Annotated in this window: 12 protein-coding genes; 6 read left to right on the plus strand and 6 right to left on the minus strand. The window is 41.7% G+C overall.

The window, feature by feature from the left end:
• Positions 1-4: 4 nt before the first annotated feature.
• Positions 5-1,093, minus strand: a complete 1,089-nt coding sequence (gene mnmA / locus P2W72_RS11515; protein WP_276362490.1) for a tRNA 2-thiouridine(34) synthase MnmA — start codon at positions 1,091-1,093, stop codon at positions 5-7.
• A gap of 175 nt (positions 1,094-1,268) precedes the next feature.
• Positions 1,269-2,636: an NAD-dependent succinate-semialdehyde dehydrogenase gene (locus P2W72_RS11520; protein ID WP_276362493.1), complete on the minus strand. Its 1,368-nt coding sequence runs from the start codon at positions 2,634-2,636 to the stop codon at positions 1,269-1,271.
• Between the two features lie 219 nt (positions 2,637-2,855).
• On the opposite strand from P2W72_RS11520, the gene P2W72_RS11525 reads away from it, so the two are divergent.
• From P2W72_RS11525 to rlmF, 4 genes are read left to right on the plus strand one after another with little or no spacing between them, the layout of a single operon-like run.
• Positions 2,856-3,191 (plus strand): arsenosugar biosynthesis-associated peroxidase-like protein, encoded by a 336-nt coding sequence (locus tag P2W72_RS11525; protein WP_276362496.1) that lies wholly within the window; start codon positions 2,856-2,858, stop codon positions 3,189-3,191.
• Positions 3,192-3,198: 7 nt separating this feature from the next.
• Entirely contained in the window at positions 3,199-4,242 is a 1,044-nt protein-coding gene (arsS, locus tag P2W72_RS11530) for an arsenosugar biosynthesis radical SAM (seleno)protein ArsS (RefSeq protein WP_276362499.1), read from the plus strand.
• 2 nt (positions 4,243-4,244) lie between these two features.
• Positions 4,245-4,859 carry a TIGR04282 family arsenosugar biosynthesis glycosyltransferase gene (locus P2W72_RS11535; RefSeq protein WP_276362502.1) on the plus strand — a complete coding sequence of 205 codons (615 nt, stop codon included), beginning with the start codon at positions 4,245-4,247 and terminating at the stop codon, positions 4,857-4,859.
• Positions 4,860-4,891: 32 nt separating this feature from the next.
• A complete protein-coding gene (rlmF, locus tag P2W72_RS11540) occupies positions 4,892-5,797 on the plus strand; it encodes a 23S rRNA (adenine(1618)-N(6))-methyltransferase RlmF (protein ID WP_276362505.1) in 906 nt (301 codons plus the stop codon).
• A 74-nt stretch (positions 5,798-5,871) separates the two neighbouring features.
• Here the strand turns inward: rlmF and P2W72_RS11545 are convergent, their stop codons facing one another.
• The 3 genes from P2W72_RS11545 to P2W72_RS11555 are packed head-to-tail and all read right to left on the minus strand — an operon-like array spanning position 5,872 to position 10,657.
• Positions 5,872-7,665, minus strand: coding sequence for a c-type cytochrome (locus P2W72_RS11545; protein WP_276362507.1), 1,794 nt, complete (start codon positions 7,663-7,665; stop codon positions 5,872-5,874).
• A gap of 32 nt (positions 7,666-7,697) precedes the next feature.
• Complete coding sequence (locus P2W72_RS11550) at positions 7,698-9,452, minus strand: c-type cytochrome (protein WP_276362509.1); 1,755 nt, start codon at positions 9,450-9,452, stop codon at positions 7,698-7,700.
• Positions 9,453-9,508: 56 nt separating this feature from the next.
• Entirely contained in the window at positions 9,509-10,657 is a 1,149-nt protein-coding gene (locus P2W72_RS11555) for a serine hydrolase domain-containing protein (protein WP_276362511.1), read from the minus strand.
• A gap of 752 nt (positions 10,658-11,409) precedes the next feature.
• Here P2W72_RS11555 and P2W72_RS11560 point away from each other — a divergent pair.
• Together P2W72_RS11560 and P2W72_RS11565 are read left to right on the plus strand one after the other, a co-directional pair.
• Positions 11,410-13,143, plus strand: a complete 1,734-nt coding sequence (locus P2W72_RS11560) for a sodium:solute symporter family protein (RefSeq protein WP_276362514.1) — start codon at positions 11,410-11,412, stop codon at positions 13,141-13,143.
• 31 nt (positions 13,144-13,174) lie between these two features.
• A complete protein-coding gene (locus P2W72_RS11565; RefSeq protein WP_276362516.1) occupies positions 13,175-15,448 on the plus strand; it encodes an FAD-dependent oxidoreductase in 2,274 nt (757 codons plus the stop codon).
• Positions 15,449-15,460: 12 nt separating this feature from the next.
• Here the strand turns inward: P2W72_RS11565 and P2W72_RS11570 are convergent, their stop codons facing one another.
• A complete protein-coding gene (locus P2W72_RS11570; RefSeq protein ID WP_276362519.1) occupies positions 15,461-16,495 on the minus strand; it encodes a LacI family DNA-binding transcriptional regulator in 1,035 nt (344 codons plus the stop codon).
• Positions 16,496-16,812: the final 317 nt, after the last annotated feature.

Below are 16,812 nucleotides of genomic sequence, written 5' to 3' on the forward strand. Positions count from 1 at the left end.
ATGGTTAAACCAGAAACCCTCCACCAATAAGGTCGTTCCCTTCATAGAATACTGCCGATTGTCCGGGAGCAATTCCTGATACAGTATGGTGAAAATTGACTTTTATACGGTCGCCTTCCTGAGAAAGGGTACTTAAGGCTCCTGAATCTTTGTAGCGAATTTTGGTCACTGCCTCAAGTGGTTCAGTAATACTTTCATATTTAACCAGATTGATATTGCGTACCAATGCTTCCGATTTTTCAAGTTCATCGGCTGTTCCAAGCATAACGGTATTACTTTCAGGAAGAATGCGGGTAACAAACATCGGGTGCCCGAAAGCTACTCCAAGTCCCTTGCGCTGCCCGATAGTATAAAAAGGGTATCCCTGATGTTTACCTGCGATAGTGCCATCACTAAGCATGAAATTTCCGGGACCGATACGTTCATCAAGATCCTGAACTTTATTTCTCAGAAATGCACGGTAATCATTGTCAGGAACAAAGCAGATTTCATAACTCTCAGATTTATTGGCAAGTTCAAGCTGTCCCATGTCTTTAGCCATTTGTCTGATTTCAGACTTAGCGAAACTTCCCAGAGGGAAACGTGTGCGGGCAAGGTTTTCCTGAGAAACTCCCCAAAGAACATAAGACTGATCCTTATGCTCATCTTTTCCCTTGGATATTACGTATCGTCCGTTATCCTGCAGGCGGATATTGGCATAATGTCCGGTAGCAATAAACTCACAATCAAGTTTATCAGCACGTTTTAAAAGAGCTTCCCATTTGATATGGGTATTACAGAGTACACATGGGTTCGGGGTCCTTCCTGAAAGGTATTCATCTACGAAATTATCGATCACGAAATCTCCGAATTCCTCTCTGATGTCAAGAATATAATGGGGGAAACCATAAGCTACAGCCAAAGCACGTGCATCATTAATGCTGTCAAGACTACAGCAGCCTGTTTCTTTGGAAGAACCACCGGATGAGGCATAATCCCATGTCTTCATGGTTAGTCCGATCACTTCATACCCCTGCTCATGCAGCATAACTGCAGCAACCGAACTGTCGACACCGCCACTCATGGCTACTAAAACTCTTCCTTTTTTACTCATTGATTCTCAACACAGATATGACATCAGATTTTTTGCAAAGATAAGGCTTTAAAAATTAAGAGCACAGCCGAGTCAGTCAGATCAGAGTAAATAATGAACCATAAGAATATGATCTTAATAGTTAATTGAATTACATAATCAATTATTTATTAGATACTTATATTTTATTTAGTTATTATTTAATATAGACAGTTTTGGTATTCACAAATTCTCTGATACCATAGAGCCCGAGTTCCCGGCCGTAACCGGATTCTTTAATTCCTCCGAATGGTAACCGGGCGTCAGATCTGACAAATGAATTCACAAAACATGAACCTGCTTCCAGATGTTTTGAGGCGATTTCTTCACCTTTAGAAAGGTTTTGAGTATACACTGTTGCACCAAGTCCGTAAATGGTATCATTAGCAATTCGTATGGCATCCTCTTCATTATCTGCAGTAATGATGGCTGCAACGGGTCCGAAAAGCTCTTCATCGTAAGCCGGCATTCCTTTTTTAACATTGGTAAGGATTGTAGGCGGGTAATAGGCATGTCCTGCTTCAGGAATTATTCCTCCAAGGATGCATTCTGCACCTGATGCTATGCTTTTTTCTACCTGCCGATGAAGCTCATCCCTTAAGTCGGCACGTGCCTGCGGACCAATATCGCTTTTAGGGTCCAGTGGATCTCCCATAATTTTAGCACTCATTTTTTGTTTGAATAGCTCTGTAAATTCTTTTTCAATTGATTTTACAACAATAAAGCGTTTTGAAGAGATGCAGCTTTGTCCGCTGTTTACCAGACGGCTGTTGACACAATTTTCTGCCGCGAGTTCAAGATCTGCATCCTCCAGAATCAGACTCGGATCGCTGCCTCCAAGCTCCAGCACAGCCTTTTTTAACAGAGATGCAGCTTTTGCCGCTACTTTTTTGCCTGCAGCAGTACTTCCGGTCAGGCTTACTGCTTTAATATTGGGGTTTTCAATTACGACATTCACTTGATCACTTGAAATCAACAATGTTCTGAAAGTATTCTCCGGGAATCCGGCATCCCTGAAAATATTTTCTATTTCAATGGCACATCCGAAAACGTTGGAGGCATGCTTTAATACTGCGGTGTTTCCGGCCATCAGAGTTGGAGCCAGAAAACGGAAGACCTGCCAGAAAGGGAAATTCCAGGGCATAACGGCCAGTATCACACCCAGTGGTTGAAAGTTTACATAACTCTTTCCGGCATCCGTTTCAATTATTTCGTCTTTCAGGAAACCCTCAGCATGATTTGCATAGTATTCGCATACATGGGCACATTTCTCAATTTCTGCAAGGCCTCCCTGAATGGGTTTGCCCATCTCCAGCGCCATGAGTTCAGCAAGTTGATCCTTTCTGCTGCGTAAGAGAGCGGCAGCTGAAATAAAGTATTTACTGCGCTCTGAAAAAGAGATGTTTTTCCATTCTTTAAATGCTTTGTGGGTCTGATCAAGGATTTTGCCGACCTCCTCCTTATCATGTGTTTGCCAGGTGTTCAGAACATCTCCATTTGCCGGATTGATAGATTGTATTAACATGGATTAAAGTTACGAAATCGTTCAATGAGAATTTATTATTCAAAATATTTGTGCTTTTGATCATATTTCCGGGACAGGGAGCATACAGAAATATATTTACAACAATTCTTTGACATCCTGAATACATTTATACGATTTCTTATTTTGAACTTTGAGCAATAAGGGAGATGTTTGGACTAAGGAGATGATGTTCCCGTTTAATGTATGTAATTAAGTCATATGAGTAATCACTATTATAACGCAGAAGACCTTGCAAAATTTGGTAATGTAGCCGAATATCAGAAGGAGATGGCCGATAAATTTTTCTCCTATTACGGAGAAGTATTTAAGGAAGGGCATTTAACAGCCAAGGAAAAATCATTGATTGCCCTTGCAGTAGCCCATGCCGTTCAATGTCCGTATTGTATAGATGCCTACAGCAGCGATGCATTTGAAAAGGGTTACAGCGAATCCCAGATGATGGAAGCGGTGCATGTAGCTTCGGCAATTAAAGGCGGAGCTGTTTTGGTTCATGGGGTTCAGATGATGAATAAGGTTAAAGAAATTGGCATGTAAGGACTTTATGATTAAATCACTCAAAGTTTTACATCATCCGCTTGCTGAGCCGCTTAATCAGCTTGAAATTCTTGAAGCTCATTCAAAAGATACTTCATTCAGGGAAAAGCTTGGATTGTATGGAATGTTTCCCTTAAGATCCTCGGGTATTGATATTCTGCAGATCAATGTGGGTAAAATGTGTAATCAGACCTGCAAACACTGTCATGTGGATGCAGGGCCTGACCGTAAGGAGATTATGAGCAGGCAGACTATGGAACAGTGCCTTGAAGTATTGAAGAATTCAGACATTGGTACAGTTGATCTGACCGGCGGAGCACCTGAGCTAAACCCCGATTTCAGATGGTTTGTTGAAGAGATTAAAAAGCTGGGGAAGCATGTCATTGTGCGTTGTAATCTTACTATTATTCTCGCGAATAAACGTTTTCATGATCTTCCTGGTTTCTTTAAGGAAAATAAAGTGGAAGTAGTTTCTTCACTTCCGGGCTTTACCCGCGATCGTACCGACAGACAGCGTGGAGACGGAGTTTTTGAGGACTCGATCAAAGCTCTGCAAATGTTAAATCAGGTGGGATACGGAGCCGAGGGGAGCGGACTGGTCTTGAATCTCGTTTATAATCCTGCAGGTGCATTTTTGCCACCTGCTCAGCTTGCATTGGAAAAAGAATACAAAGCTGAGCTTTTATCACGCTACAATATCATTTTTAACAGCCTTTATGCAATAACCAATATGCCTGTAAGCAGATATCTTGATTATCTGCTCAGTTCCGGTAATTATGAGAGGTATATGGATAAATTGATTTCAGCATTCAATCCGGCAGCAGTTTCAAATCTGATGTGCAGAAATACCATCTCTGTTGGCTGGGATGGCTATCTGTATGATTGCGATTTTAATCAAATGCTTGAATTGCAGGTTTCAACTGAAAAGTCCCGACATATTTCAGAATTTGATCTTCAGGCTCTCAGCAACAGAAGTATTGTATTGAAACAGCATTGCTTTGGATGCACTGCCGGAGCAGGATCAAGCTGTGGAGGAAGTATAGCCGATTAATCATGACAGAACTCGAATCAGTTGCCCTTATCTTATTTGTTAAAGATCCTGTCCCGGGACAGGTTAAAACCCGGCTCGCTAAAGCTATAGGTGATCAAAAGGCTAGTGAGGTTTATCGTATTCTGCTGAAGAACACTTTAGATATCAGCCTTCCACTGGCTTGTCCTAAATTTGTTTATTATGCAGAAGCTGTAAATGAAGATGATCAGTGGAATGTTCCGGGATATATCAAGAAATTGCAGGAGGGGGAAGATCTCGGTGAGAGAATGTATAATGCCTTTAAGGATCTGTTCTATCTGGGATTTGAAAAGGTTTTAATTATAGGCAGCGACTGCTATGATCTGAAAACCGAAATTATTCAGGAGGGTTTCAGGCAATTGAATACGAAAAAGGTGGTTATTGGTCCGGCATTGGATGGAGGTTATTATTTACTCGGAATGAATGCCCTTATTCCTGAACTGTTTTTTGATAAAGCCTGGAGCACTGATCAGCTGAAAGATCAGACCGTCAATGAGCTTCGCAGAATGGATATTTCCTATAGTTTACTTCCTGAACTCAGAGATATAGATGATCTTGATGATTTCCTTGCAAGTGGAATTGTTATTTCTGAGACCTAATTAAGCAGATACCAAACCTACTATTTCGAATTATGGATCAGCCTTCGTCAATCTCAAAGCATGAACTTCACCCGCGCAATAAGCACCGGGGGGCTTATGATTTTCCTAAGCTGATTGAAGGTACTCCTGAACTTGCTGATCATGTGTTTATGAATCAGTTTCATCATCTTACTCTTGATTTTGCTGACTCTGTTGCGGTAAAGGCTTTGAACAAGGCTTTGTTACGTCATTTTTACAGGATTGAATTATGGGACATTCCGGATGGATATCTCTGTCCACCAATCCCCGGCAGAGCAGACTATATTCATTATGCTGCTGATTTAATGGCAGATAAGAATGGAAATATTCCCCGGGGCAAAAATGTCAGGGTTCTGGATATTGGTGTGGGAGCGAATTGTATTTATCCTTTAATTGGTCATCAGGAGTATGGCTGGACTTTCGTGGGTTCTGAAATTGATCAGCTGGCCATTCGTTCAGCAAGAAACATCATTGAAGCAAACGGACTGGCGAAGTTCATCAGTATCCGAAAGCAAAATTCGGCAAAATCTATTTTTAAGGATATCATTCATCGCGATGAAAAGTTTGATCTGACCATCTGTAATCCTCCCTTTCATTCTTCAATGAAAGATGCGGCAGCCGGAACAGAACGTAAATGGAAAAATCTCGGAAAGGATAAAAAAGGTTCAGAATTATTGAATTTCGGAGGTAAGAATGCAGAACTCTGGTGTGAAGGAGGAGAACAGGCTTTTCTTCTTCAGATGATCTCAGAGAGTGCAGAATATGCCGGCTCTGTGAAATGGTTTACTTCACTGGTTTCTAAAAAGGAAAGTCTTCCGGCCTGCTACAGGGCTCTCGAAAACTTAAAGGTTGCAGAGGTCAGAACAATGGTGATGAAACAGGGACAGAAGGAGAGCAGGATACTTGCCTGGAGACTGTAAATAGATTGCTCGAAGCTATAAAAAAAAGCTGACCCGAATGAACGGAATCAGCTTTCTAAGCTGTTGAACAGGATTTATTTTTTACCTGATTGCCTTACTGCAGCTACTTCTTCTTTGGAAATTGCATCAGAATTATTTCCCCAGCTTTTTCGGATGTAAGTCAGTACTTCAGCAACCTGAGCATCATTGAGGAAGCTTCCGTGAGCCGGCATAGTTTCGCTGTATGGTAATCCTTTAACAGTTATTGGTCCGGATAATCCATTTAAAACTACATTGATTAATCTAGTTCTGTCGCCGTTAACCCATTCTGATCCTTCAAGAGGAGGGAAACGGCCTCCGTCACCTTTCCCATCGCGCTGATGACAGGCACCGCAGTACATGGTATAAACTGCAGAAGCAACAACAGGCTTCCCACGGTCAAGATCATCTTTTATTGGATCAGGATCCTTTATATTGCTTGCAGTTTTCTTTCTGATCACCATTTTAGCAAGTTGTGCCGGACCGAATTTGGTTTTGTCGCCTTTGAACATTACACGCCATATTTTACCTTTTTCAGTTTCACTGATGTATAAAGAACCATCCGGTCCTTCGGTAATACCCATCGGACGGTAACCTGCAGTATTGGCTGTCAGCACAGGATCGGTTTGAATAAATCCATCTGCGAACACTTCCCATGGTCCGGTAGTTTTACCATTTTCCATAGGTACGAAAGCCACAAAATAACCTCCCTGTGGGTAAGGCTGACGGATAGTAGAACCATGCAGAACCACAAAAGCACCTTTTTTATAACGTGCAGGTAGTTGATTTCCCTTGTAAAAGAGGATATCATTCGGAGCAAAGTGCCCGGGGAAACCCATCACAGGTTTAGTCAGTTTTGCACCATTACCTTCTTTAATTTTATCACCTCCATATTCGGGATTGAGCAATTTCTTTCCTTTCATATGATCATAATAATAGTAAGGCCATCCGCCATCAATTCCCTGATGAACTTTGAAAAGCTCTTCTGAAGGCAATACCGCACTTTCCCATGGAGAATATAATCCAGGCCATAGCATTCTGAAATTATCTCTTCCGTGTACTACTGCATAAAGAGAATTACTGCTTTTATCCCAGTCCATGCCAACAATACTTCTCATACCGGTAGCATATCGTAATCCCTGTTCCTGTCTCTGATTCAGCTTGTTCTCATCAAATTTCCAGATGCCGCCATGGTCAATTAACTGCGGACATTCTTCGCCAGGAATAACAGCATCCGGTTTTCCTGCACCCATCGAACCTGGACGGCCATTGGTACATACATCAGAACCTGCTCCCCATCCCACATACATATAGCCTTTACCATCAAATGCCAGAGGTTTAGTCTGATGTGAATGACTTGGAGGATTATCGATTACAATCGTGTCTACCTTACTGTCGGGAACCAGCTGCCCCGGTTTAAGCTTCTGTCGGTAAACAATCAGATTGGAACTGTAATAAAGGTATCCGTTATGGATCTTCATGGCGGTTCCGTATTGTCCGCTTTCATATTTGCCGAAATGAGTAATGATGTCGGCTTTACCATCATTGTCAGTATCCCTTAATGCTACGTTTCCATATCCGTCAGTTCGGGCATGCAGACGGGTTTTAACATAGATATCACCATTACTGTTCACTGCAAGGTGACGCGCAAAGCCTTTCAGACTGTCTACAACAGCCAGGGCTTCAAAGCCATCAGGTAGTACAAGTCCGGCATTGTTCTTATCTCCCGGAGGTAGTTTAGGGTTCTGATTATGGGTAAACCCATAAATTGCAGCAAATATGGCCAGCGATCCGCCAATCAATAATTTTGACCTGCCGCGATTGATTAATGTTTTGAAATTAAAATTCATTTTGAGGTATTTGAGATGTTATATATGCTATTTTATTTACTTCCTGATTTTCTGACGGCAGCAACTTCTTCTTTACTTACTGCATCTGCTTTATTACCCCAGCTATTGCGTACGTAACTCAGCACTTCAGCAATCTGATCGTCATTCAGGAAGCTTCCATGTGCAGGCATATTCTCGCTGTATGGAGTCCCCTTAACAGTGATTGATCCTGAAAGACCATTCAGAACAACTTTAATTAGTCTTGTTTTATCACCTGTAACCCATTCAGAACCCTCAAGAGGAGGGAAGCGGGCTCCGTCGCCCTTACCGTCGCTTTGGTGGCAGGTTCCGCAATAGGTGCTGTAAACTGCTGATGCAACAAGGGGCTTTCCTAAGTTCAGATTATCTTTTACCGGATCAGGAGTTTTGATATTACTTGCAGTTTTCTTTCTTAGTGCCATTTTTGCAAGCTGGGCCGAATCGAATTTAGTTTTATCGCCCTTATACATTATACGCCAGATTTTTCCCTTTTCGGTTTCACTGATATATAATGAGCCATCCGGACCTTCTGTAATACCCATAGGACGATATCCTGCAGCATTAGCAGTCAGGACCGGGTCTGTTTGAATGAATCCGTCAGCGAATACTTCCCATGGACCCGTTGCTTTTCCATTTTCCATCGGAACGAAAGCTACAAAATATCCGCCCTGCGGGTAAGGCTGTCTGATTGTTGAACCATGCAATACCACAAAAGCACCCTTTTTATATCGTTCAGGAAACTGATTCCCTTTATAAAACAGCAGGTCATTGGGTGCAAAGTGCCCCGGAAAACCAACTATAGGCTGAGCAAGTTTAGCGCCATCTCCCTGTTTGATCTTATCACCGCCGTATTCCGGATTTAAGAGTTTTTTACCCTGTATCTGGTCATAATAGTAATAGGGCCAGCCACCGTCAATTCCTTTGTCCACTTTAAATAATTCATCTGCAGGCAATACTGCACTTTCCCATGGTGAAAAAAGGTTTGGCCATAGCATGTGCAGGTAATCTCTTCCGTGGACTACAGCATATAAGGAGTTAGTTGTTTTATCCCAGTCCATTCCGATAATGCTTCGCATACCGGTTGCATAACGCAGTCCCTGTGCCTGAACCTGATTTTTTTTGTTCTCGTCGAACTTAAAGATCCCGCCATGATCAATTAAATGCGGACAGCCCTCTCCGGGAATAACAGCATCAGGCTTTCCTACTCCTTTGGAGCCAGGTTTTCCATCTGAGCAAACATCAGAACCTGCTCCCCAGCCCACATACATATAACCCTTTCCGTCAAATGCAATTGATTTTCCCTGATGAATATGTGCCGGTGGATAGTCGATTACCAAAGTGTCAATAGCGCTTTCCGGAAGGAGTTCACCCTTTCTAAGCTTTTGACGGAAAACCATCAGGTTAGAGCTGAAATACAGGTAGCCGTTATGAATCTTCATTGCGGTACCGAATGGGCCGCTTTCGTAAACAGAAAAGTGCTTAATGATATCGGCTTTACCATCCTGATTAGTATCTCTGAGCGCTACGTTTCCAAAGCCTCCGCTGCGGGCATGAAAGCGGGTTTTGACATAGATGTCGCCATTATAATTAACAGCGAGATGCCTTGCGGCACCTTTCAGACTGTCCACTACGGCTAAAGCCTCAAATCCATCCGGAAGGTAGAGTCCGGCATTGTTTTTATCAGCTAAAGGTAATTTGGGATTCTGATAAATACTGAAGCCAAATGTGATGAAGAGAAGAAGGAATGGAATGATGTATAATTTTTTCATAAGTATTAATTGTATTTAGCCGGCAGTTTTTCGTTTTTCAGGTTCTTCCCTTTGTTTTATTTAATGAAATTATTAAATAAAATATTAACTCCATCTCTAAGCACATTGTTCATGCCACCGCTTGATGTTGGATTACAGCCATTGGTAATTACCACAATACCGAATTTTTCTTCAGGCTGGAAGAACATGGCACTATAGAGTCCGTAGGCTGAACCGGTATGGCCTTTCATCAGCTTGCCCGGAATCAGATCACCTCTGTTGGTGATTGCCAGTCCGTAACCTTCTTCTTCAGCAACTTTGGTCTGCATAAGTTTCGCACTTTTCTTGGATATGATCCTTTTACCATTGTATTTGCCCATATTCATGTGCATGCTCATGTATTTTGCCAGATCAGTAGCCGAAATTTTCATTCCTCCGGTGGGTGAAAAGACGGGGGTAGAATAACCCATTACATAATTCCTGATCTCTTCACGACGTGGGTTATAGGCCAGGGGGGAAGTACTGAATGTTTTACTTGAAGCATTATATTCGTGCAGTGTGGCGAACCGGCCGTTATCCAGTGAGTCAACATTGTATCCTCCATATAATCCAAGCGGATTCAGGATATGAGATTTAACGTAATTGTCAAAACGTTCACCTGAATATTTTTCAATTACTGTTCCGATCATATTATAGTTCAGGTTGCAATACTGATAACCGGCCCCCGGTGCATAATCATTATAACATTTCTCCCAATCCTTGTTCTTTGAAGGATTGATCGCATCCAGTGTGAAATATCCCTGTGAATCGTTGATACTTGAGGTATGCGAAAGCATCATTTTTAGGGTAATCACCTGATCGGGAAATTTCGGATTTCTGACTTTGAAACCAACCAAATCACTGATATCATTATCCAACGAAAGTTTTCCCGCTTCAATTAATTGCATAATTGATGTGGCAGAGAAAGATTTGGAAATGGAGGCAATTCTGAAAATATCAGAATCAGAAAGGGGAGCTTTTGTATTGATATCCTTTAGCCCAAAAGAATGGGTATAAACGATTTTTCCCTTTTTAACAACGGCAACAGAAAGCCCAACAACCTCATGCTTTCTCATCATTTCCTGTATTTCAGCTTCTGCTTTTTCATTTTGAGCAAAAGCGCACAGTGAAAACAGAGATAGGATTAAACCATAGAGTATTCCGGTCTTTAATAGTTGTCTGATCATTATGAATTGTTTTGATGATAAATCTAATGAAATTTCTTTTTGAAGCAGGTTGATTTAGTCAAATCCATCGTCGTAAACATCTTTTTTGAATTTGATCCACCATTTCCCGGATGAACGTTTTGATACTTCGAGTACGAATCTAGATTTAGAAGTGGATTTTAAATACATGCGACCGCCTACGGGCAATGTTATTATTTAAGAGTTCAGGTATGGGTTTTTGATTTAAAATTACTGTATAGAGTTTTGTGGGATTCATTGATTCGAATTTGTGTACGGGATGTTACAGGAGGTTTCCGCTTTCGGAAATGACATACTTTGTTGGGGATCTGCTTCTGATTATATTATTTTTATAGGCTATTCTTGAGGCTCTCCGATCCTGACGAAAGTCAGGATCTCCTCAATTAATAAATAATTATTGTCATCGCTGCGAATGCCGCGACCTCATTTTATTAGGATAAAATGATATTAAACTCGCCTGAACAGATTCCTAATTGCATTCGCAATTGACAGATGAATTTTGGAGAATGCCTGAACCTCACGATAATAACAAATTACATTCCCTGCAGGCGGTCGCATATTTGTTAAACCTTGGTTTTAAAATTTATCCCATCCTGTTTACTCTGCTTTTTCGGGACTGCTCCCAGTTTTTGGGAACGGTCCCGAAAAATTTCAGGCACTTTTCTCTATAAAATTGAAAGTCAGATACCATAGCTTAGTGAAACAGAGTAAATTCATAGCAGATTAAATAAAATTTGCTGCTGTTAAAGGCAGGATTTACCATCAAAAGCATTGAAATGATGAACCCCAATCCGGATACCATAGTAATATTTGTCTTTTCGGCATTTGTCTTGTGTATCGGTCTTATTTTTTCCCGAACAGGTATTAATCTAAAATCGTTTTTCGCGGGTGGAGAGTCAGTGCCATGGGTAATTGGAGGTCTTTCATTGTTTATGAGTTTTTTCTCTGCCGGAACATTCGTTGCATGGGGATCAATCGCATATAAATATGGCTGGGTGGCGATAACCATTCAGTGGACAATGTGTATTGGTGCTATTGTCAGCGGGATGTATCTGGCACCCTTATGGAAATCTACCGGTAATTTAACTGCAGCAGAGTTTATCAAGGAGCGCCTTGGTTTGAGGGTTCAGAAGGCCTATATCTATATTTTCATGCTCGTTTCACTTTTTATTAAGGGAACAGTGTTGTATCCTGTTGCAAAACTTGTCAGCGGTTCTCTGGGTTATCCGATCATACCTTCCACCATTTTCCTTGGAATTTTTATGATTGCCTACACCGCTGTTGGGGGACTATGGGCGGTGATGGTTACAGATATTCTGCAATTTGTTATTCTCACTGCTGCTGTGCTTATCATTCTGCCTCTGGCATTTGATGCAACGGGTGGGTTAGCTCAGTTTCAGGCAAAGGCTGATGCTCATTTTTTTGATCTGCTGAACGGGGAATTTACCTTCGGATTTATTCTTGCCTTCACCCTCTATCATATATTTTTTATCGGGGGGAACTGGACTTTTGTGCAGCGCTATACCAGTGTAAAGGATTCTAAATCTGCCAGAAAAGTGGCCTTCCTTTTCGCTGCATTATACCTGATCAGTCCGGTTTTATGGATGCTTCCGCCAATGATCTACAAGACTATAAATCCTGCTTTAACAGGTCTGGATGCTGAAAATGCCTATCTGATGATCTGTAAACTGGTACTGCCTCCGGGATTGCTGGGCTTAATGCTTACCGGAATGTATTTTTCAACTTCAGCATCGGCAAATACAACCCTGAATGTGGTTTCGGCCGTATTTACAAACGATATTTACAAGGGAAGGATTAATCCCGGAGCCAGCGACCGGAAGCTGATGCAGGTAGCGCGACTTTCTTCCTGGACTATTGGTATAGGCATGATCATCATCGCAATACTGGTTCCATATATTGGCGGATTGGTGAATGTTACGATCAGTGTAGGGGCAATTACCGGCGGACCTATACTGGCTCCGCCAATATGGGCTCTGTTTTCAAAGCGGCTGAATGGTAAAGCAACCTTAATCATAACCTGTATCAGTTTGGGAATTAATCTGTTCTTTAAAATCCTGCTGCCATTTCTTACAGACATAAGTCTCAGTCGGGCTGAGGAAATGCTTGTAGGAGTGGGAGTGCCTTTTGTTTTATTGATTGCTAATGAGTTATATGCAAAATCCAGAAATTATATAAGTCCGCAGTATCTGGAATTTCAGGAATTAAAGAACACAAGGATTGAAGAGAAAGCTAATCTGAGTATGGAGGAACGCTCTGAATCGCTGAAGCAAAATAAATTCGGACTGAAGATTACTGCTTTTGCATTGGCCTTTACTGCTTTTCTGCTTGTTGTACTGGCATTGATTACTAATCAGAATATACCCTTACTTGCATCTATTGCAGGGCTGATATTTTTACTGGCCTTCATACCGTTGATTGCATCAAACAGAATTCAAACAGATTCTTAATCGATTTTTATTGTTTTAAATTTTTATATCAATGATTAATAGTGAATTTTCCGCTGACGGTCGTTCTGTACAAGAGCTTGCTTTAGAAGCAGACCTGGTTTTTGTTGGGGGAGGAATTGCCGGAACTTGCGGAGCTATTGCTGCCGCAAGGGAAGGGCTAAAAGTTATTCTTGTTCAGGACAGGCCGGTTCTGGGAGGAAATGCATCGAGTGAGGTCAGGCTATGGATATTGGGTGCCACTTCAAGTATGGGCAATAATAATCGATGGTCGAGAGAGGGAGGGGTACTGAACGAGATCCTTGTTGAAAATATGTACCGTAATCCGGATGGTAATTCTATCATATTGGATACCATTTTGCTTGAAAAGGTGATCTCTGAGTCGAATATTACATTATTGCTGAATACTTCAGTGTATGATCTTGTTAAGTCTGCTCCGGATGCGATCAGTAAAGTGATCGCATTTTGCAGTCAGAATTCAACCCGTTACGTACTTTCTGCACCTTATTTCTGTGATTCGTCGGGAGATGGAATTATGGCTTTTCAGGCAGGTGCTGCCTTCAGAATGGGAGCAGAGGCCAAGGAGGAGTTTGATGAGGGCTTTGCACCGGATAAGGAATATGGCGAATTGCTGGGGCATTCCATTTATTTCATGACCAAGGATATGGGCAGACCGATCACGTTTACAGCGCCTTCCTATGCTTTGAAGGACGTCAGCCAGATTATTAAGTTCAGATCTTACGAACTGGGTGATCATGGCTGTAAATTATGGTGGCTTGAATATGGCGGTCGTTTGGATACTGTGCATCAGACCGAGGAAATAAAATGGGAATTATGGAAGGTAATATACGGCATCTGGGATCATGTAAAAAATTCAGGTAATTATCCTGAAGCTGAAAATCTGACATTGGAATGGGTAGGACATATACCGGGTAAGCGTGAAAGCAGACGTTTTGAGGGCGACTATATGCTTTCGCAAAAAGATTTGGTAGAACAGCGACAACATGCTGATGCGGTATCGTATGGAGGCTGGTCGCTGGATCTTCATCCTGCCGATGCAGTATTCAGTGAAAGACCCGGCTGTAATCAATGGCATGCTAAAGGAGTGTATCAAATTCCTTTGCGCTGCATGTATAGTAGAAATATTAAGAATCTATGGCTTGCCGGCCGACTGATCAGTGCGACACATGTAGCCTTTGGCTCCTGCAGGGTGATGGCTACAGTAGCTTATTCAGCGCAGGTACTTGGACTGGCAACAAGGTATTGTTTGAGCGAAGGACTGAGTCCATCTGAACTGGCTAATTCAGCACTGGTTGAAGATCTGCGTCAGGAGTTACTCAGTAAAGGTCATTTTATACCGGGTGCTGAACCAAAAACAAAGAATCTTGCGCATCATGCTGAAATAAAGGCCAGCACTGAGTTTAAGATTGCTGAAATTGAAGCAAGCGGCGACTGGCAAAAGCTTGAATATTCTACAGCACAGTTATTGCCCGTTAAGCAGGGCGATAAATTCAAAGTATCGCTGACTGTATTGGCAGAAGAAGATACTGTGCTTTCCATACAGCTCAGGGCAAGCGAAAAACAGATCAATTATACTCCAGAATTAATTTTAGAGAACAAGGATTTTGAACTGGAAGAGGGACTGAATGAGATTGAAATAGAGTTTAATACCATTATTGATCAGGATCGCTATGCTTTTGTTTGTTTTCTGAAGAATGAGCTTCTCAGTTTAAAAACAAGTAAAATGTTCCTCAGCGGGACCATGATGCTGATGAACCGTTATAACAAAGCAGTAGCAACCAGTGGAGTGCAGCTTCCTCCGGATGGAATTGGAATAGATTCATTTGAATTCTGGCTTCCATCCAGACGGCCATCAGATCAGAATCTGGCTCTGAAGATCAGTCCGGCATTGGATCCATACCCTTCTTCAAATATCGTCAATGGTTTTTGCCGTCCAACTCACCGGGCCAATGCCTGGGTAGCCGATTTAAATGATGAACATCCGCATATTACACTATCCTGGAAAGAGCCTGTAGATATAAAGAAGCTGGTTTTATTCTTTGATTCAGATTTTGATCATCCGCTTGAATCAACATTAAGAGTACACCCGGAGAGGCTGGTTCCGCATACGATAAGAAACTACCAGATTGCAGATGGTTCAGGCCGGCTGATCTATGAGAAAGAAGGTAATTATCAAACGATAAATGAAATAGAATTTAAAAATCTGCATACCAATTCCATCAGAATTTATGTGGAACATCCGTCTTCGAATGTGCCGGCAGCACTATTTGAAGTTCAGGTATTTTAAGTGTCCATGGGATCAGGAAGCATTGTCGGGAATAAAACTTGAATTCCTGATAATAAGGCTGGAATCAAGAGTTTTCGTAACGGCTTTCCATTGCGAAACTTCTTTATCCATCAGGTCGAGTAATAATTGCAAGGCGGTACTGCCAATAAGCTGTATAGGTTGGGCAACGGTTGTTAAACTGGGTTCGATCAGGTCAGAACCGTAATCATTGCTAAACCCGACAATGCCAATGTCCCGGGGTATACTTAACCCCATTTTTTTAATGGTTTGAATAGCCTCAATAGCTGCAGGATCATTGATGGCAAATAGTCCGTCAGGCGGATTCTCCAGTTCCATCAAATGATGTACATAGATCTTCACTTTCCCCAGAGTAAGGTCGTAGGGGATGATGATGGATTCATCCACAGGTAAATGGTGTTTTTTCAGGGCATCCAGATAACCCTGCATGCGTTTCCGGCTTGTAATTAAGGAATCCGGTCCGGCCAGATGAGCAATCCTTTTCTTGCCCGTAAGTATCAGATGTTCCACCGCACCGAATGCAGCTTCATAATCATTGATCACCACTTTAGGTACTATCATTTCATCGCATACCCGGTTAAACATCACAATAGGGATACCTTTACGCTGAAATATTTTAAGATGCTCAAAGCTCCTGGTCTCCTTCGTGATGGAAACCAGAATACCGTCTACCTGACTGGCAAGCATCACTTTAGTATTTTCTACTTCGGTTTCAAATTTCTCGTTCGACTGACTGACGATAATATTATAACCATGCTTTTGCGCCATGGCCTGTGCTCCGATAATTACCTGCGGAAAATAGGAGGTATCAAACTCAGGTACCACAATGCCAATCAGGTTGCTTTTCCTCGAAATCAGATTAATGGAAAGCATATTTCGCTGATAATCCAGTTTCCCGGCCAGCTCAAGTACTGCCTTACGGGTTTCAGCCTTAACCTGAGGATGCCCTGTCAATGCCCGCGAAACCGTTGATTTGGATATATTCAGCTCACGGGCGATATCGTAAATGGTGGTCTGGTGGACTTTCATTGTGCAGGTTTGAAGGGTAAAAATAAAATATTTGATTCGTAATTGAATTCAGGGGTAGAATTTAGTATTGCGTAATGAGTATTGCGTATTGAGATGAAGGGTGCTGAACTTGAAATGTGCAGCCTAAATTCAGTTAACAGTTAGCAGACATTACATCAATAAAAGAGAAGAACTTTTATAGAGATTTGGTCTTTAAAACAATTGACAAACTTTGTAAGATGAATAAGAGTTTTAAAAATTCACCGGGCAGACATTTAAATACAGAGTGAAATTAGTCTTATACAACGCTCTGTTAGTAGAGTAGTTTCCTTTTATGA

Origin of the sequence: Daejeonella sp. H1SJ63, from assembly GCF_029360775.1 — a bacterium.
Taxonomy (GTDB): Bacteria; Bacteroidota; Bacteroidia; order Sphingobacteriales; family Sphingobacteriaceae; genus Daejeonella.